The organism is Gemmatimonadaceae bacterium, assembly GCA_036496605.1.
In the GTDB taxonomy this organism is placed as follows: Bacteria; Gemmatimonadota; Gemmatimonadetes; order Gemmatimonadales; family Gemmatimonadaceae; genus AG2.
Genome location: DASXKV010000068.1, coordinates 128,085 through 145,161 on the forward strand (window position 1 = coordinate 128,085; position 17,077 = coordinate 145,161).

A 17,077-nucleotide genomic window follows, 5' to 3' on the forward strand; every position below is an offset into this window, starting at 1 on the left:
AAGCGCTTCCCGGCTTCGACGACGCTCGGCTACATTCTCTCCGCATGGCCGCATATGCGAAGTCCGTGCTCTGGGTGGACGACGAAGCCGAGCTTCTCGAGCCACACCGCATGTTTTTGCGGGACAAAGGCTTTACTGTCGAGTCGGCGACGAACGCCGAAGACGGAGCCGAGCTACTCCGTCGCCGTGCGTTCGATCTGGTGCTGCTCGACGAGCAAATGCCGGGAACTCGCGGCTTGGATGCGTTTCGCGAATTCCGGGAAATCGCGCCGAATCTCGACATTGTGATGGTCACCAAGAGCGAGGAAGACACCACGCTCATGGAAGCGCTCGGCGCTGAGGTCAGCTCGTATCTCGTGAAGCCGGTCACTCCGCGACAGGTCTATGCAGTCGTCGCCCGCCTGCTGCAGGGAACTCGCATTCATCAACAGGTGCTCGCGAGGCGATTTGTCGAGCGCTTTCGCGAGGTGCAGGCCGAGTCGTTTCGCGACCTCGACTGGCGTGGATGGATCGACCGATTCACCGAGCTCACGCAATGGGATCTGGACCTCGTGGCGGCAGGCGAGACTGGCCTTACTGAGACGCTTCGCGGTCTCTATCCGGACATGCGTCGCGAGTTTGCGAACTTCATCCGCCGTGCGTATCCGCGTTGGGTGAGCGAGCTGTCCGGCGACCGACCGCCACTCTCCGTCGATCTCGTCCACGAATTCCTCCTTCCGATCGTGGAGCGCGATCGCCAGGCGCTATTTGTCGTCATCGACTGCCTCCGACTCGATCAATGGCGATTCATCGAGCCAAGCCTCACGACGCTGTTCGAGATCGAGACGACCCACTATTTCTCCATCCTTCCAACAGCGACGCCGTATTCCCGGAACGCGCTCTTCAGCGGTCTGTTCCCGTGCGAGATCGCGGCGCGATTTCCGGATTGGTGGGGCGAACGTGAAGACGAAACACTCAACGCGCACGAACGAGAGCTGCTCGAAGCCCAGCTTTCGGAGCTCGGGAAGCGAGTACCGATTCGCTACGAGAAGATCTCGTCGGCGGGTGAAGCCGACGACCTCGAGCGGCGTCTCGGTAGCTTCCTCGCGGGCGATGGCATCGGCGCGTGCGTCTTCAACTTCATCGATCTGCTCACCCACGGACGTTCGGAGTCGGCGATTCTGTACGAGGTGGCGCGCGACGAGACCGCACTGCGCGAGCTCACGCAACAGTGGTTCCGTCGATCCACGGCGTTCTCGCTCTTCCGTGAAGCGGCGCGTCGAGGCGTGAAAGTGCTCGTCACTAGCGACCACGGCTCCATCCATTGCCGCACACCCGCGACAGTTTTCGCGAAGCGTGACGCGACGCCGAACCTTCGCTACAAGTTTGGTGAGGACCTGCGCGCTGAGAATCCAGATTACGCGCTGCTCTTTCCTAATGAGGATTCGCTAAAGCTGCCTCGGCGCGGTCTCGGCGCCAACACGCTTCTCGCCACCGGCGACGCCTTCTTCGTCTATCCAACGAAATTGCGCGAATACCAAAGCCGCTACCGCGGCTCATTCCTTCACGGCGGTGTGACGCCCGAGGAGTGCATCCTGCCCGTCGCGCTGCTCACTCCGCGCTGATGTATCGACGCCTCCTTCGATTCCTTCGTCCGCACTCGGGCCGCATGCTCGGCGCGATCGGCGCGAGCGCGCTCGCGGCGATCTTCGACGCCTATTCTTTCGCTCTCCTGATCCCGTTTCTGAATGCCCTGTTCGGGATGCCAACGCTGCTTCCCGTGAAGTCTGGTTGGCTCACCGCATTCCTGAATCGCACGATCGGGATGCTCCTCGATCCCAACGACAAGATGGGATCGCTCCAGATGGTGATCGTCATCATCGTGGTCTCGGTCGCGATCAAGAACTTCTTCATCTGGCTGGCCGGGAATCTCGGCGCGCAGTTGCAGGAGTATGTCACGCGTGACGTCCGCGACGCGGTCTACACCCATCTCCAGCGCTTGCCGCTCGGTTTCTTCGCGCGCACCAAGGTCGGTCAGATCATCTCGCGCGTCATCTCCGACACGACGCAAGTCAAGGCGGTCATCACGACGCTGGTGACGCAATCATTTCAAAGTGCGGCGCTCGTCCTCGCCTACATCGCTGTGCTGCTGTCGATCTCGCTGCAGCTGACACTCATTGCACTCATCGTCGCGCCGCTCGTCATCGGCGCCCTTCAGCCATTGCTCAAACGGCTGCGTCGCGGTTATCGCCGCCTCGGCGACGACTACGGCGAGATGACGAGCGTGCTCCAGGAAGCCGTCACGGGTGTTCGACTCGTGAAATCATTCGGCGCGGAGCCGTACGAGGAGCGACGCTTCCTCGAGGCGAGTAACCGCTACTCCGACGGCCTGATGCGCATCACGCGCGTCGCGTTTCTCTCGCAGCCGATAACCGAGTTTCTTGGGACCTTGGTCGCCGTTGCCATTTTATGGATTGGCGCGCGCATGGTGCTCGTCGGTGGAACACTCCAGTCCGCCCAGCTGATCACCTTCCTCGTCATCGTTATGCGTCTGCTGCAACCGCTCAAGCAGCTCTCGCAGGTCCCGACGACAGCGCAGCAAGCACTTGCGGCGAGCGATCGTTTGTTCGAGGTCCTCGATGCGCCGACGGAGCTGATGACTGACAAGGGTACTCGCACTGTGGACGGTTTCCGCGACGCGGTCGTGTTCGAGAAGGTCTCGTTCGCCTACGAAACCGAGCCCGTGCTCGTCGATGTCGATTTCACCGCACGCAAGGGAGAAGTCCTTGCGCTCGTCGGACATAGCGGCGCGGGGAAGAGCACGCTGGTCGATCTCATCCCACGGTTTTACGAGCCGACGGCCGGCCGCATTCTCGTCGACGGCATCGATACCCGTAATATCAAGCTCGCGTCCTTGCGCGGCCTAACGGGAATCGTCAGCCAGGACACCGTGCTCTTCAACGACACGGTGCGCAACAACATTGCATATGGCGCCGCCGGTCGCTTCAGCGAGGAGCAGATCGCGGCTGCCGCGCGCGCCGCCAATGCGCACGGATTCGTTTCGGAACTGCCGCACGGATATGATACGATCCTCGGCGAGCGCGGCACGCGCCTCTCCGGTGGCCAACGCCAGCGGATCGCGATCGCGCGGGCCCTACTCATCGATCCACCCATTCTCATCCTTGACGAAGCGACGTCCGCGCTCGACACCGAATCCGAGAGGCTCGTCCAGGAAGCCATCGATCACCTCCTCGCCGGCCGCACGGTCTTCGTCATTGCCCACCGGCTATCGACGATCATTCATGCCGACCAGATTCTCGTGCTGGACCGCGGACGTGTCGTGGAGCGCGGGACGCACCAGGAGCTGCTGAGCTGTCGCGGCGCCTACTTCCGGCTCTACTCCATGCAATTTCGCGACGAGCCGGTCGAAGGACTGCCACCGGCAGCGACGGCGCAAGCCTGACGCTCGTTATGCGCCTGCTCTTCTATGTCGGCGATAAAGGCTGGAGTGGATGCGCGCGCGCGTTTGTCGCTGCGGCGCGAGGACTTGGCGCCCGGGGCCACCAGGTCACCCTCGTCTGTCCCGGCGGCAGCCCGACTGCGCGTCGCGCCGAGGCATTGGGCGTCGACACCGTGCCGGCTGATCCCGAGGCCACGGCCGCCGGCGATGTGTGGAATCTCCGGCGCATCCTTCAGGAGCGCTTCGTGGAGGTCGCGTTCGTCCACAGCGATCGCGAGCAGCTCGTCGTGAGCTCGGCGATGCGACTCGCCGCGCGCGGTGCCATCATTCGTCGCGTGCCTGCTTTTCTGACGCCCGCTTTGATGCGGAGTGGCCGGCTCGCTCTCCGGATCGCGAGCGCGGGACTGATCTTTACGACCGAGGCCGAGCTGGCGCAGGCGCAGGCTTCGCCCGCGCTCTCAGCGATGCCGCTTCCGCCCATCGTTGCTCCTCTCGGCGTCGACGTCGCGAGTTACGAATCGGTGCGCCCGCTCGCCAGAGCAAGCATCGGCGTGCCGGCGCAAGGTGTGCTTATCGTGTGTAGCTACGAGCCGAGCGCGCGATTTCGCCTCGCCACGGCGATGCGCACGCTCGGTCTCTTGCTTCCGCGACATCCCGGTGCCCACCTTGTTGTGCTCGGTCCCGGCTCTCAAGACGACGATTTGCGCATGCATGCAGCCGCGCTTGGTGTGAGCAATTACGTAACTTTCCTCGGTCACCGCCCGGATGACCTCGCGATCCTGCGCTCCGCTGACGCCGGCTGGGTCGTCGCCGGCGCCGATGATGGAGCCTTCGCCTTTCTCGATCTCATGGCGATGCGCATTCCGGTCCTCGCCGAGCGTGGAACCCTGCCGGAACACTTCGTCGCCGACGGAATCACGGGGTTGCTGCTGTCGCCGAGCGCTCCGTCGCATACCGCCTCGACGGTTGCGCCCTTCTTTGCACACCAGGAGCTGCGCACCGCGATGGGCAATGCCGCTCGCACGCGGGTGCAGCGCGACTTTGATGAAACGGATATGATCGACGGCTTCGAGCGCGCGGCGTCAGCTGGCGCAGACCGAAGACGGTGGTCGGCGCGATGACGCACATTTCCGACGCTCGCACGCCGGATGCGCACGTTAGGCAGTCGAGCGCGCAACGGGCAGTGTCAGCGCCGAGCGACGCATCCAGTACGGCGCGGCACGTCCGGCCGACGATCGCACATCGTGTCGAGTACGGCGCTTTGCGCGGTCTCGTCGCCCTCCTCAAGCGTCTCGGTCTGCGTTCGGCGAGCGCCGTGGGTGCAGGCCTGGGCACCCTCGGCTATCGGCCACTGGCGATCCGTCGTGACGTCGTCGAGCGGCAGGTGCGTGCCGCACTTCCCGAGCTACCGCCTAACGAATTGCGGCGGATTGCCAAGGCAAGCTACGCGCACCTCGGCCGCACAACGGCGGAGACCGCGATTCTCCCACTGTACGATCGCGACCGCATCATCTCGCTCTTCGACGAGGTCGAGGGCTGGAGCATCGTGGAAGAGCGACTCGCGCGCGACAAGGGGCTCATTTTCGTCGCTGGACACCTGGGCAACTGGGAACTCGGTGGGGCTTACGTCGCGGCGCGCGGAGTGCCAATCCAGGCGGTGGCCCGCTACATGGCGAATCCACTGTTCGATCGGTACCTCACGCGGACGCGCGAGCGCATCGGCATGATGATCGTGCACGATGATGAGGCCGTCCGCCGGGTGCCTCGCGCGTTGCGCACCGGACACGCCGTCGCATTCCTCATCGATCAGGGCGCAGTCGGTCTTGCGTCGACGTGGGTGCCCTTTTTCAAGCGGCTCGCGAAAACTCCGCGCGGTCCCGCTGTCTTCGCGCTTCGTCTCGGTGCGCCGATCGTGTTCGGCGCCGCCATCCGCCAACCGAGCGGGCGCTTCCGGCTCAGCTTCGAGGCAATTGATTCGACGCCGACGGGCAACCTGGAAGCCGACGTCGAGCGCATCGTCGCCGACTACACGGCCGTGCTCGAGCGCTGGGTTCGCCGCGCGCCGGAGCAGTACTTCTGGCATCATCGCCGCTGGAAGCATCAGCGACCAAATACGCCGCCCGAGCTCGGAGAGCCGACGTGAGCGAGTCGCGCGCGGGCCGTGCCTTACGAGGCGATCCACGCGCCTGGTTCGGCGCTGGCGTCGTATCGCTGCTGATTCTACTCGCCATCACGGCCCCGCTCGTCGCTCGTCACGATCCCGTGCACATCGATCTCATCAATCAACTGAGCCCTCCATCCGCGGACCATTGGCTCGGCACGGACATCCAGGGGCGCGACGTGTGGGCGCGGCTCGTCTACGGCGCGCGGATCTCGCTCTCGGTCGGCATCGTGTCACAGGGTATCGCGCTATCACTCGGAGTGACGCTCGGGCTCATCGCGGGTTTTTATGGCAGATGGGTCGACGAGCTCGTTATGCGTCTCGCCGACATCACCTTGGCGTTTCCGACTCTCCTGCTCCTCATCGCGATGGTGGCGGCGCTCCAGCCTTCGTTAGGTGTCGTCTTCGTGACGATTGGCGTCGTCGGCTGGGCGGGCATGGCGCGCCTCGTCCGTGGGCAGGTGCTCGTCGTGCGACAGCTCGAATACGTGCAAGCGTCGCGCGCCCTCGGCGGTCGTGATGTCCGGATCATCGTGGTTCACGTACTCCCGGCCGTGCTCGCGCCCGTGATCATCGCCGTCACGCTCGGCGTCGCCGGCGCGATCATCGCCGAGTCGTCGCTCTCCTTCCTCGGCCTGGGTGTTCAACCTCCGACCCCAAGCTGGGGCGCGATGATCGCCGACGGACGCGATCTCAGTCAGCTCCGCCACGCACCATGGACGTCGGTTTTCCCCGGACTCGCGATTGGCGCCGCGGTGCTCGGCTTCAACATGCTTGGTGACGCGTTGCGTGACGCACTCGATCCACGCGCGGCACGCGCCGCGATACCGCGCGGGGCCGGACTCGCCGACATTGCCCGGCCGTGACCACACCACCAAGAGTTACCCATCTTGCCATTTGACGTTGACGCGTTGCGCGAGCGCGAATTCCCCTGGGCGGCGCGCGCCGAGGCGATCTACCTCAACAACGCCAGCACCGGCCCATTGCCCGAGCGCACGCTTGCCGCGATTCGTGAGTTCGACGCGCGCCGCGCCGCGCCGTATCGCCTGTCCGACGAGATTCAGTTCGCGACGTTGGCTCGCGGTCGGGAGTTGATCGCGCAGCTCATCGGTGCGGAGAGCACGGAGATCGCGCTCGCCGTCAACACGTCGTACGGCATCAACGTCGCCGCGTTCGGCTTGCCGTTAGGCCCCGGCGACGTCGTGCTCACGCCTGATCGCGAGTTTCCCGCCAATGTCTATCCGTGGATGCAGCTCGCGCGGAAGCGCGGGGTGGTCTATCGTCGCCTGCCGACCTGCGACGGCGCCGTCGACGAGGACGCGCTCCGTCGCGAGCTCGAGGATCCCGCCGTCCGCGCGGTCTCCGTCTCCTGGGTGGGCTTTGCGAGCGGATACACGGTCGACCTCGAGGCGATCGGGCGCGCCTGTCGCGCACGCGGCGCGTTTTTCATCGTCGACGCCATCCAGGGACTCGGGCCGCTCACGCTCGACGTACGTGCCTGTCACGTCGACATTCTTGCTTGCGGCGCGCAGAAGTGGCTCCTCTCGCCGTGGGGTACTGGCTTCGTGTACGTGAGGCGCGAACTCATTGCCGAGCTCGAGCCCAACGTCGTGAGCTGGATGGCGGTGAAGGGCAGCGACGACTTCCGGCGTCTCGTGGACTATGACCTCACCTGGCGCGACGACGCGCGCCGCTTCGAGTTCATTACCCTGCCATTTCAAGACTTTGCGGGGATGAACGCGAGCCTCGAGCTCATGCACGAGATTGGTCCGCGCGCCATCGCGGAGCAGGTTGGTGTGCTCGCTGACATCGTCGTACTCTGGGCGGCGAGTCAACGCGAGGTGGAGCTCGTCACCCCATCGGTGCCTCGTCACCGCGCAGGCATCGTCGCATTACGGATGCCCAACGCGGAAGGGGTAAGCCGTGTGCTCCGCGAGGCAGGCGTCAGTCACTCTTTTCGTGAAGGCGCGATCCGGCTGTCGCCACACTTTTACAACACCCGTGAGGAGATCCGCCGAGCGCTGGGAATCATCGAAACTGCGCCGACGCACCGGTCCTGACGAGCCTAACGAATGACTCGTACGACGGCGTAGTCCCTCTTGCCCTTGCCGAGAATCAGGTACGAGCCCTGCAGCAGCACGGCACTGGCATCGACGTATCGCTCTGTCGCCCCGAGCTTCCGTTTGTTCAGCGAAATACCGCCCTGCTCGAGCAGCCGCCGCGAGGCGCCATTCGATGGCGCAAGCCCCGCCGCGACGAGCAACTTGAACACGTCGAGACCCTGGGCGCCGTCGCTCACCGCGGACTCGTTCACTTCGACGAAGGGTGCCTCGGCGCTCAGCACCTCGAGCGCCGCGCGTGAGAGCGAGTCCGGCTCGAGCCGGCCGAAGAGAAATTCCGAGACCTCGATGGCCGCTCGCAACGGCTCGTCACCGTGCACGCGCGCCGTCATATCGCGCGCCAACGCCTGCTGCGCTTCACGACGCTCGGGCCGCGCCTCGGTCGCTTGATCGAGCGCTTCGATCTCGTCTCGACCCATGAGCGTGAAATACCGCAAATACCGACCGACATCTCGATCGTCGATGTTCAACCAGAATTGATAAAACTCATATGGCGACGTCAACGACGCGTCGAGCCACACTGCGCCCGCCTCGCTCTTGCCGAACTTCGTGCCGGACGCCGTCGTCACGAGTGGGAGCGTTGCCGCCTGCGCCTCCGACGCCTCCGTTCTTCGAATGAGCTCGATGCCGGCCGTGATGTTTCCCCACTGATCGCTGCCGCCGAGTTGTAAGAGCGCGCCGTATCGACGATACAATTCGAGAAAATCGAATGCCTGCAGCAGCATGTAGCTGAACTCGGTATACGAGATGCCGCCGTCGAGACGTGTCTTCACCGATTCCTTTTGCAACATGTAATTCACGGTGAAATGCTTTCCGACATCGCGCATGAACTCGACGGTGCGCATGCTGACCAGCCACTCTGCATTGTCGACCAGAATGGCCCCGGTGCCGTTGCCACTGGAGTCCTCAAAATCTAGAAAGCGCTCGAGCTGCGCCCGAATGCCACGAACGTTGATCTCCACCTGCTCCGCTGACATCAGCGTTCGCTCCGAGGGCCGACCGCTCGGATCACCAATGAGCCCTGTGCCTCCACCAACGAGCGCGATCGGTCGGTGTCCGCTTCGCTGCAGATGCACCAGCGCCATGATCGGCACGAGACTACCGACGTGCAGGCTCGTCGCGGTCGGGTCGAAACCCACATACCCAGACGCCACGCCACGCTGCAACAAAGCAGCGACTCCCTCGGTATGCTGGTAGAGCAGACCGCGCCATCGAAGCTCGTCGAGCAATGCGTGCGTCATCGTCTCCATGATCGTCAAAAATAGACGCGTGATGCAGAGCCCGCAGCTATCTTGATTCTATGCGTGTATTGGCTTCCTTCCGACGCTTTCGTTCACAACATCCGCGAATCGTTCGCGGCTCGCTCATCGGCCTCGCGTTCGCGCTCTCGTTCGCGGTCGGCTTGTTCTACGCCAGCTGGGCACTCGTCTGCCGAGCCGGTCGGTGTCCGGCCGTCGAAGTCCTCGACGAATACACGCCGCGACAGACCTCGAAGCTCTATGCGGCCGACGGTCGATTCATCGCCGAGATCGGTCTCGAGCGCCGGACCGTCGTCAAGATCGATCAGATCCCGCCAGTCGTCCGCAATGCGTTCATTGCAACGGAGGACAAGCGCTTCTACGAGCATGCCGGCATCGACTGGAAGCGCGTGCCGAGCGCGATTCTCAACGACGTTCGCACGCACAGCTGGAGTCAGGGTTTTTCGACGATCACGATGCAGCTCGCTCGGAACATTTTCCCCGAGCGCATCTCGCGTGAGAAAAACGTCGTCCGCAAGTTGAAAGAAGCGAAAGTGGCGCGCGCGATCGAAGCGAAGTACTCGAAAAATCGCATCCTCGAGCTCTATCTCAATCAGATCTACCTCGGCAATGGCGCATACGGCGTCGAGAGCGCGGCCGAACGCTATTTCGGAAAATCCGTAAAGGATCTGAATCTCGCCGAAGCGGCGACGCTCGCCTCGATTCCGAAGGGCCCGGGTCGGTACGATCCACGTCGCTTTCCTGATCGGGTCATTCAGCGGCGGAACACAATTCTCGAGCTGATGCGTCGCGACGGCGAGATCACCGACGCCGACGCCAGCCTCGCCAAGGCCTATCCGCTGCGCCTCGCGCGAAAGACCGACGCTGGCGAATTCGCCCCGTATTTCGTCGAGTGGGTGCGCCAGCTGCTCGACGAACAGTTCGGTCGGCAATTGTATGAGCAAGGTCTAAAGGTCTATACGACGCTCGACGTCGAGCTCCAGTCGGCGGCTGAGCGCGCGCTCGAGACCCAAATGCGTGCGATCGAGGCGGGGAAGTACGGCGCCTACAAGCACCAATCCTACGAGCAGTACGCCGCGCAGGCCGTCGACAACGACAACGAGAGCGCGGCTGCAAACTCCCCGTATCTGCAGGACGCTTTCGTCGCCATGGATCCGCGTGACGGCTCCATCCGCGCGCTCATCGGCGGACGCAACTTCGACGACTCGAAGTTCAATCGCGCGGTGCAAGCGTTGCGTCAGCCGGGTTCCACATTCAAACCGATCGTCTACGCCGACGCGATTCAGAATGGTCGTCCCCCATCATACATCCTCGACGACTCACCATTGAGTTACACGCCTCCAGGTGGCCAAACGTGGGAGCCGCAGAACTACGACAGCAAGTTCGAGGGGAAGATGCCCCTCCGACGCGCGCTTTATGAATCTCGAAACCTCGCCACGATCCGCCTCGGCATGGAGCTCGGCGAGGCGAGCGTCATCGACGAAGCGCGCAAGTTCGGCTTAACGACGCCGATTCCGCCGTATCCATCGATCCATATCGGCGCCGCGTCCGTCTATCCCATCGAGCTAGTCGCGGCATACTCCGCGTTCGCCACCCTCGGCACGCGGTCGACGCCGATGGCCATTGTGCGCGTCGAGAATCAGAAGGGCGACGTCCTCTGGGCCCCGCCGCCCCAGCGCACCGCCGTGCTCTCTCCCGAAGAAGCATGGCTCATGGTCGACATGATGAAAGACGTCGTCCGTCGCGGAACGGCCGCGGGCACCGTCGGATCCGTGTTTCATCTTCCCGCAGGTGGCAAAACGGGAACGACGAATGACGGCACCGACGTTTGGTTCATCGGCTATACCTCGGATCTCGTCGCCGGCATCTGGATGGGACTCGATCGTCCGCAGAAAATCAAAGCGAATGCACAAGGCGGTGTTCTCGCAGGGCCTGCTTGGGCCGCTTTCATGAATCAAGTCTACAAGCGCAAGCCAGCTCCTCCGGATTGGCCGCGTCCATCCGGACTCGTTGCGCAGTCGATCGACGTCACGACGAATACACTGTGGACGCAGGGCTGCGGCGGCGTGCAATCCACGGAGTACTTCATTCCTGGAACCGAGCCGACTCAAACTTGCGCGCCGTCGGTGGCGCCTGATACAACGGGGCTTGGCACGCCGCTCCGGCCGGACACGGGCGGCGCAGCGAATTCCGCCACGCAGCCGTCCAATCCGTTTGCGAATCCTGTCGTCGTTCCGGGAGCGGTGCCGTCGCCGCGACCCGCGCGGCCGACCGATGGCGACTCGATCCGTCGTCGCGATTCATTGGTCTTCCCGCGGACACGCACGCGCGACACGACGCGCCCGCGACGTGACACGACTCGCGTACCGCCGCTGAACCCGGCGGCGAAGTCACGCTGACGATCGCGGAGTGACCACCGGACCGTCCAACGGGTGGCTGCCCGTCGACTGCCACGCGCATACCACGTTCTCGGACGGCCAGCTCACGGTTGATGAGCTGATCGGGCGCGCGCGCGATCGCCACGTTTCGCCCAGTGTGAGCGATCACATCTCGTCTTACATGGACAGCGCCGTGTCGACGGTCGACGAGGTGCGCGCCTATCTCGACGAGCTCGCGCACTACGACGTGCTCCGCGGCGGTGAATTCTGCTGGCATGACTCGTTATGGCGCGAGATCACGAACGACCTTGTCGCTCGATTCACGCATCGTCTTGGCTCGCTGCACGGAATCTGGTTGCCGAACGGAGAGCTCGTCTACGCGTTCTCACGCCGCTTCCCGAACGTCTCGCCCGACGAGTACATGGAGGCGCATGTGGAGAATCTCGAGCGCTTCGCGCAAGAGATGCCCGTCGATGTCCTCGCGCACCCGACGCTTCTCCCGCTGGCGCTCCGTCTCTTTCCACCCGAAGCCCTGTGGACCGAGCAGCGCGAGGAACGCGCCGTACATGCGCTGGCTGACGCCGGGATCGCGTTCGAGATCTCGAACCGCTACCGGCCGCACGAGCGTTTCGTTAGGCGCGCGTGGAGCGCCGGCGTCCGCATCTCGCTCGGCTCCGATGGACATACCGAAGCGCAGGTCGCGGACATCGAGTTTCCCCTCTCGCTCGCCCGAGCGATTGGCGTGCCCGATCATGAGCTCTACGATCCTCGTCGTCACGGTTCGCGCACCGGCTTCTTTGAGCCGGGCGCGAAGCGCTCCCGCTGATCCAGCACGTGATCCGCTACCGCGCCCAGTTCGTCGTCCCCGTCGCGTCGCCGCCCATCACGGACGGCATTGTCGCCGTCGACAGTGGCCGTATCGCTTACGTCGGACCCCGCGACGGCCACGAACCCACCGCGGACGTCGTAGACCTTGGCGATACGCTGCTTCTGCCCGGACTGATCAATGCGCATTGTCACCTCGAACTTACGGCGATGCGCGGCTTTCTCGAGGACCTGGACTTCCGCACCTGGATACTACGCCTAACGAATTCCAAGCGCGCGGTGCTCTCTCGAGAGATGCTCCTCGATGCCGCCCGTTACGGTATTGCCGAGGGCCTTCGCCACGGCATCACCACCTACGCGGATACTTGCGATTCCGGCGTCTCGTTCGATGCAATGCGCGAGTGTGGTGTTCGTGGCATCATGTACCAGGAAGTATTCGGTCCCGACCCTGCGCAGTGCGGTGCGTCCCTCGCGGAGCTTCGCGAGAAGGTGAACCGGATGCGTCCATTAGAAACGCCGCTCGTTCGCATCGGTGTTTCGCCGCATGCGCCGTACACGGTTTCGGATTCACTCTTCTCGGCCGTTGCGCAATACGCAAGTAACGAGTCGCTTCCGATCGCGATTCACATCGCCGAGAGCCAAATCGAGTACGATCTCGTCGCAAGCGGCAGCGGGCCACTCGCGGACGGGCTTCGCGCGCGCAAGATCGACGTCGCAAGCCGCGCGCGAACGCCGATCGAGTTGATGCAATCACTCGGTGTACTTGCAGCGCGTCCTCTCCTCATCCACTGCGTTCACGTCGATGACTCTGACATCGCGCAAATCGCAGCCTCCCGTTGCGGAGTTGCGCATTGTCCGGCGTCAAACGCGAAGCTTGGACACGGTGTCGCACCTCTCGGTGCTATCCTGAGCGCCGGCATTCCGGCCGGCGTCGGCTCGGATTCGGTGGCCAGCAATAACCGCATGGATCTACTCGAGGAGGCACGTCTTGCCGCGCTGCTTCAACGGGCGTGGCGCGGTGACCTGCGTGAGGTGTCTGCCCATTCAGCACTCACTCTCGCAACGCTCGGCGGCGCACAGGCGCTGGGCATAGCGAACGATGTCGGCTCGCTGGAAGTCGGTAAATCAGCCGATCTTGCGGCTTTCCCCCTCGCTGACGTCGGTCCCGTCCACGAGCCTGAAACCGCTGCGGTCTTCGCTTTGCCAGGCACGCCAGCATCCTTTGTTGCGGTAGCCGGCGAGATCCTCGTTCGGGACGGCGAGCTTCTCAAAAAGGATCTCGCGCTCGAAAAACGTGTCCAGGAGAGCGCGAATGCTCTCGAAAGGTGGATGAGAATCACATAACTCAGGGTCTTGCGCCTCCGAGGCCTCCCGAATCCTCTCGAACGCCGCAGGCCAATTTGGCCGAGTGCGCCTTGTCGACTATTTTGCCTGCGAATAGCTTCCGAAGTACACGTACCCTTCCGGCGCGCCCATTCGTCGTCTGGAAGGAAGTTACAAGTGAGCGTTTTCGAGCCGTCCACCTCCCCAATTGACGAAGCGCGATCTTAGCGGCGCGCGGCCTCAATTGGACTGCTTGCGACTGCAAGCGAGCAAGCTGTCGAGCGTCACGCGCACGAAGGCCTACGGAGGTTTTGCGTGGTCGTTGGTTGTTTGGCTCTGAATGCGTCGTTCGAGCCTCTCACCATGGTCCCGATGCGAAGAGCGCTTCGCCTCGTGATCGATGGCAAGGCGGAAATTGTCGAAGCGGATCAGGATAAGGTCGTCCGCTCCGAACGCCTCACGATGCCACGCCCTGCCGTTATTCGACTCACGAAGTTCATCCACGTGCCACGTCGCTTTCGTCGTCAGGTGACGAACACGTTTCTTTTCGCGCGCGATCGTTACCGCTGTCAGTACTGCGGACGCCACGCGACAGAGCTCAAGATTCGGGAGGCACTCACGCGCGATCACCTCATTCCGCTTTCACGTGGCGGCACCAACGATTGGAACAACGTCGTCACTGCGTGCAGCCCGTGTAACACGCGGAAGGGGAATCGGCTGCCGGAAGAAATCGGGATGCACCCGCTTACGCATCCAGTCGAGCCGCACTTCGTACATCTGAGCTGGGCGGTTCGACGCCTCACGCCAACTCAGGCGCGATACATCAAGACGTTTTACGGCGACGAAGTACTGCATCAGATCGAGCTTCTTGAGCATCGCGGGTCCGGGGCCGCTCAAGTATCGGCTGCGCTCGGTCACGCTCACCACGGCGGCCACGGCCAGCGGCACCCGTGAAGTGAACGCATCGAGAACCGAAACGCCGCGAGCAAAGCTCGCGGCGTTTTGTTTTCACCAACAACGAGTCACCGCCACCCATCAACTACCCTGCCGTGAACGTTTCCGAGCGTTGCTCATAGTGCCGCCGTTCGCCGCCTAACAAGCGCGAGAGCAGCGTACCGATACCGTTCTTGAGGGCGCTCGCCGGATTCGTCTTCCCGCGCACCGCGGGCTGAAATTCGCCATGCAACCAGCGCTGGAGCTCGTCCAGGTCGCTCACGTCCAGCGTCGAAATGTCGAGGAAGACGTTGTAGTAGTATCGGCCACCCTGCGCGCGCGGCCGTAGAGGTACCCGATACGGTCGGCTCAGAGGCGCCTCGGCCGATGTCAGCGTGGCAAACCCGCCGAAATCCTCGAGCGAATTTCCATTGCGCCGCACCGCCCGGTAGACCTGCGCTGCGGGATCGTACTGCACGAGCACTTCCCACTCGGTCGACCCTTCGATGTCGTTGAACAGGCCCTTCTCGCGCCAGAGCTCGACCTTGTAATGGATCTTCGTCGGAAATCCATTGCGAAGCAGCTCACGCGTCGTTGGATCCGACAGCAGGTTCTTGCCCACGATGCTTGGCGATTGCGTAGCGGCGAACGTGCCGCCTGGAACGATGATGTCCAGCTGCACCGGACTCTGAGCCCGAGCCGTTGATACCGGGGCCAAGCTCAGAGCAACGCCAAGCGCGATCAGCGATCGAGTGGACAAATCGAGAAAGGTTAGAACCTGTGTCGCAGCCGCATGAACAATCGCAGCGGCTCGCCTGACGAGGACAGCGCCTTCGCCATGTAAAAACCTACACCGCCAAAGTCGAGACCACCGCCGATGTCTGTTCTGAAGCTGCTGAGCGGCGGTATGCGTCCGCTCGCGTATGTAAGCGATCCATCGGGCGGACCGACGAGCCAGCCGCGTCCCGCATCGACGAACACGACCCAATTGCCCGTGCTGCGAAAGTGGTGAGCCCGCGCTCGCGGCGCGGCATCGTCTTCGCCGCGCCCGATTGCGTCATCGTGCGATTCCCAATCCGGCTGAATATCGAAATGCAGATCGCCGCGATACTCGGCTTGCAGGAGCGCGATGCGATCGCAGAGCGCAGGCTGGCCGGGAAACACCGGTCCCACATTACAAGTTCCTAAATCAACTCCGGATGCATCGCTGCGGAAACCGTATCCTGGCATGACGCCCGGTCCATCGGCCGAGACGCGTCGCTCGATCGGGAGGGCATCGCCGCTCAGCCATCCGCCGATCAAGGCTCGGAGATTCAGCTGCGCCTCCGGCGATACCCGATTGTACCGGCGCGCATCGAGGAACCCCCTCGAGTACGTCGTCGGGATCGGCGACGTCCAGGACACATCCGTCCCTCCAGTCGTATTCGTGGCCACGTTCACTCGCTCCAACGTCCCGACGCCTCGCTCCCAATCGGCGCTGACTCGCCAGCCGGACCACGGATTGTCTTCGTCGTTTCGTGTATCGACGACGAACGTGCCCGTCGCGATGTGCAAACGGCCCTCATCGACCGGTGGATTCGGCCGCCAATCCACCTCGCTTCGAAACAAGGTGAATGGGTTGCGGGCGTCGCGCGTTATCCAGCGTTCATCGCCAAAACCGCCCGTTAGGCTCACGCCCCGCCATGCGAACAGCGAGGCCGTCGCGCTCGCGCCATGACGCTGGTAGTAGTCTCGATAGTCGCGGTGTCCCAGGAACGATGCGAGCCCGACCTCGAGATCCGAGAGCTGCCATGGTTCGATGCCATCGACGACGTTGAACAGTCGTCCACCGAGCGCGAATCCCTCGAGACGTCCAATGCGCAACTCGCCGCGCACATTGTGTCCAACATCATCGTCGCGCGACGAAAAGCTGCTGCCGGTGCGCAGAATGGCGTATGCGTCCAGCCGCGTGCTGCCCCACGGCGTCGTTCGATTGATCTGTGGACCCAGGTTGATTGGCAGCCCCTCGACGCGATTGTAGGCGCCAGCCGACGCGATCTGCAACCTGCTCCAACTTCGATCTGCTCGCCGATGCTCCCATCGGCGCCACCATGGGTCGCCCACGTCAGCGAGTGTGTCTCGATCCGCGATGATCTGATCTCCATCCTGCTGGTAGCGCAGCGGCTCGCGATAAATGCGGATCTCGCCGCCAATGTCCGCGACGTCTCTCCCTTCGACGTCGCCGCCAACCACGAGCAGGTCGCCATCGATGCGCGCCGAAGGCCGCAGAATGACATCCGAGTTCAACGCAATGACGCGCCCGGTAACGTGGCCGCCAATCGTGAGTGGCCCGTTCAGCACGGCGACGTCGCCGAAGATCTCACGTCCTCGTTCGATCTCGAGCGGTCCGCTCAGTCGCAACCCAGTGCTCGCGTTGAACAGCGACGCGGCCTCACGGGCAACGTCCGCCGGGAGGCCGCGGCGTCGAAAGGCAGTATCCGGCGCCGTGCGATCCTGGGCTGCGGCGACGGCGAAGCACGCCGGCAGCATCGCCACCGCGATCGCCAAAGAAGTCCGCATTGCTACTCCACCGAGTGAAGGGTCCGCCCGTCGTTGGGCACCCCACGTACCCACCCCGCGCCCCGATTATAACGATCGTT

13 protein-coding genes are annotated in these 17,077 nt (G+C 63.4%); 10 read left to right on the forward strand and 3 right to left on the reverse strand.

Going from position 1 to position 17,077, the window contains the following annotated elements; all coding sequences use genetic code 11:
• The first annotated feature begins 44 nt into the window (after positions 1-44).
• Genes VGH98_26030 through VGH98_26055 form a run of 6 tightly spaced genes read left to right on the forward strand, consistent with a single transcriptional unit; the run spans position 45 to position 7,660 of the window.
• Positions 45-1,604: a bifunctional response regulator/alkaline phosphatase family protein gene (locus tag VGH98_26030; GenBank protein HEY2379468.1), complete on the forward strand. Its 1,560-nt coding sequence runs from the start codon at positions 45-47 to the stop codon at positions 1,602-1,604.
• Positions 1,604-3,442, forward strand: coding sequence for an ABC transporter transmembrane domain-containing protein (locus tag VGH98_26035; GenBank protein ID HEY2379469.1), 1,839 nt, complete (start codon positions 1,604-1,606; stop codon positions 3,440-3,442). Before VGH98_26030 ends, VGH98_26035 begins: the two co-directional genes overlap by 1 nt.
• 8 nt (positions 3,443-3,450) lie before the next feature.
• Complete coding sequence (locus VGH98_26040; protein ID HEY2379470.1) at positions 3,451-4,560, forward strand: glycosyltransferase family 4 protein; 1,110 nt, start codon at positions 3,451-3,453, stop codon at positions 4,558-4,560.
• Positions 4,557-5,582 carry a lysophospholipid acyltransferase family protein gene (locus VGH98_26045; protein ID HEY2379471.1) on the forward strand — a complete coding sequence of 342 codons (1,026 nt, stop codon included), beginning with the start codon at positions 4,557-4,559 and terminating at the stop codon, positions 5,580-5,582. The genes VGH98_26040 and VGH98_26045 overlap by 4 nt, the downstream gene beginning before the upstream one ends.
• Complete coding sequence (locus tag VGH98_26050) at positions 5,579-6,466, forward strand: ABC transporter permease (GenBank protein HEY2379472.1); 888 nt, start codon at positions 5,579-5,581, stop codon at positions 6,464-6,466. The genes VGH98_26045 and VGH98_26050 overlap by 4 nt, the downstream gene beginning before the upstream one ends.
• Positions 6,467-6,490: 24 nt before the next feature.
• Positions 6,491-7,660 carry an aminotransferase class V-fold PLP-dependent enzyme gene (locus VGH98_26055; protein HEY2379473.1) on the forward strand — a complete coding sequence of 390 codons (1,170 nt, stop codon included), beginning with the start codon at positions 6,491-6,493 and terminating at the stop codon, positions 7,658-7,660.
• A gap of 5 nt (positions 7,661-7,665) precedes the next feature.
• Here the strand turns inward: VGH98_26055 and tyrS are convergent, their stop codons facing one another.
• Positions 7,666-8,970: a tyrosine--tRNA ligase gene (gene tyrS, locus VGH98_26060; protein HEY2379474.1), complete on the reverse strand. Its 1,305-nt coding sequence runs from the start codon at positions 8,968-8,970 to the stop codon at positions 7,666-7,668.
• Positions 8,971-9,020: 50 nt separating this feature from the next.
• Here tyrS and VGH98_26065 point away from each other — a divergent pair, with 50 nt between their 5' ends.
• The 4 genes from VGH98_26065 to VGH98_26080 all read left to right on the forward strand — a co-directional run bounded on the left by VGH98_26065 (position 9,021) and on the right by VGH98_26080 (position 14,459).
• Positions 9,021-11,378: a PBP1A family penicillin-binding protein gene (locus VGH98_26065; GenBank protein HEY2379475.1), complete on the forward strand. Its 2,358-nt coding sequence runs from the start codon at positions 9,021-9,023 to the stop codon at positions 11,376-11,378.
• Between the two features lie 10 nt (positions 11,379-11,388).
• Positions 11,389-12,183: a hypothetical protein gene (locus VGH98_26070; protein HEY2379476.1), complete on the forward strand. Its 795-nt coding sequence runs from the start codon at positions 11,389-11,391 to the stop codon at positions 12,181-12,183.
• Positions 12,184-12,191: 8 nt separating this feature from the next.
• Positions 12,192-13,526, forward strand: coding sequence for an amidohydrolase family protein (locus tag VGH98_26075; protein ID HEY2379477.1), 1,335 nt, complete (start codon positions 12,192-12,194; stop codon positions 13,524-13,526).
• A gap of 351 nt (positions 13,527-13,877) precedes the next feature.
• Positions 13,878-14,459, forward strand: a complete 582-nt coding sequence (locus VGH98_26080; GenBank protein HEY2379478.1) for an HNH endonuclease — start codon at positions 13,878-13,880, stop codon at positions 14,457-14,459.
• An 85-nt stretch (positions 14,460-14,544) separates the two neighbouring features.
• Here VGH98_26080 and VGH98_26085 read toward each other — a convergent pair whose 3' ends face one another.
• Positions 14,545-15,198 (reverse strand): hypothetical protein, encoded by a 654-nt coding sequence (locus tag VGH98_26085; protein HEY2379479.1) that lies wholly within the window; start codon positions 15,196-15,198, stop codon positions 14,545-14,547.
• An 11-nt stretch (positions 15,199-15,209) separates the two neighbouring features.
• Positions 15,210-16,997, reverse strand: a complete 1,788-nt coding sequence (locus VGH98_26090) for a polymer-forming cytoskeletal protein (protein HEY2379480.1) — start codon at positions 16,995-16,997, stop codon at positions 15,210-15,212.
• Positions 16,998-17,077: the final 80 nt, after the last annotated feature.

What these genes read in the sequence shown, in the direction of transcription:
- VGH98_26035 (HEY2379469.1), top strand. Translation starts at nt 1,604, where the DNA reads ATGTATCGACGCCTCCTTCGATTCCTTCGTCCGCACTCGGGCCGCATG.
- VGH98_26080 (HEY2379478.1), top strand. Translation starts at nt 13,878, where the DNA reads ATGCGAAGAGCGCTTCGCCTCGTGATCGATGGCAAGGCGGAAATTGTC.
- tyrS (HEY2379474.1), bottom strand. Translation starts at nt 8,970, where the DNA reads ATGGAGACGATGACGCACGCATTGCTCGACGAGCTTCGATGGCGCGGT.
- VGH98_26030 (HEY2379468.1), top strand. Translation starts at nt 45, where the DNA reads ATGGCCGCATATGCGAAGTCCGTGCTCTGGGTGGACGACGAAGCCGAG.
- VGH98_26065 (HEY2379475.1), top strand. Translation starts at nt 9,021, where the DNA reads ATGCGTGTATTGGCTTCCTTCCGACGCTTTCGTTCACAACATCCGCGA.
- VGH98_26040 (HEY2379470.1), top strand. Translation starts at nt 3,451, where the DNA reads ATGCGCCTGCTCTTCTATGTCGGCGATAAAGGCTGGAGTGGATGCGCG.
- VGH98_26045 (HEY2379471.1), top strand. Translation starts at nt 4,557, where the DNA reads ATGACGCACATTTCCGACGCTCGCACGCCGGATGCGCACGTTAGGCAG.
- VGH98_26090 (HEY2379480.1), bottom strand. Translation starts at nt 16,997, where the DNA reads ATGCGGACTTCTTTGGCGATCGCGGTGGCGATGCTGCCGGCGTGCTTC.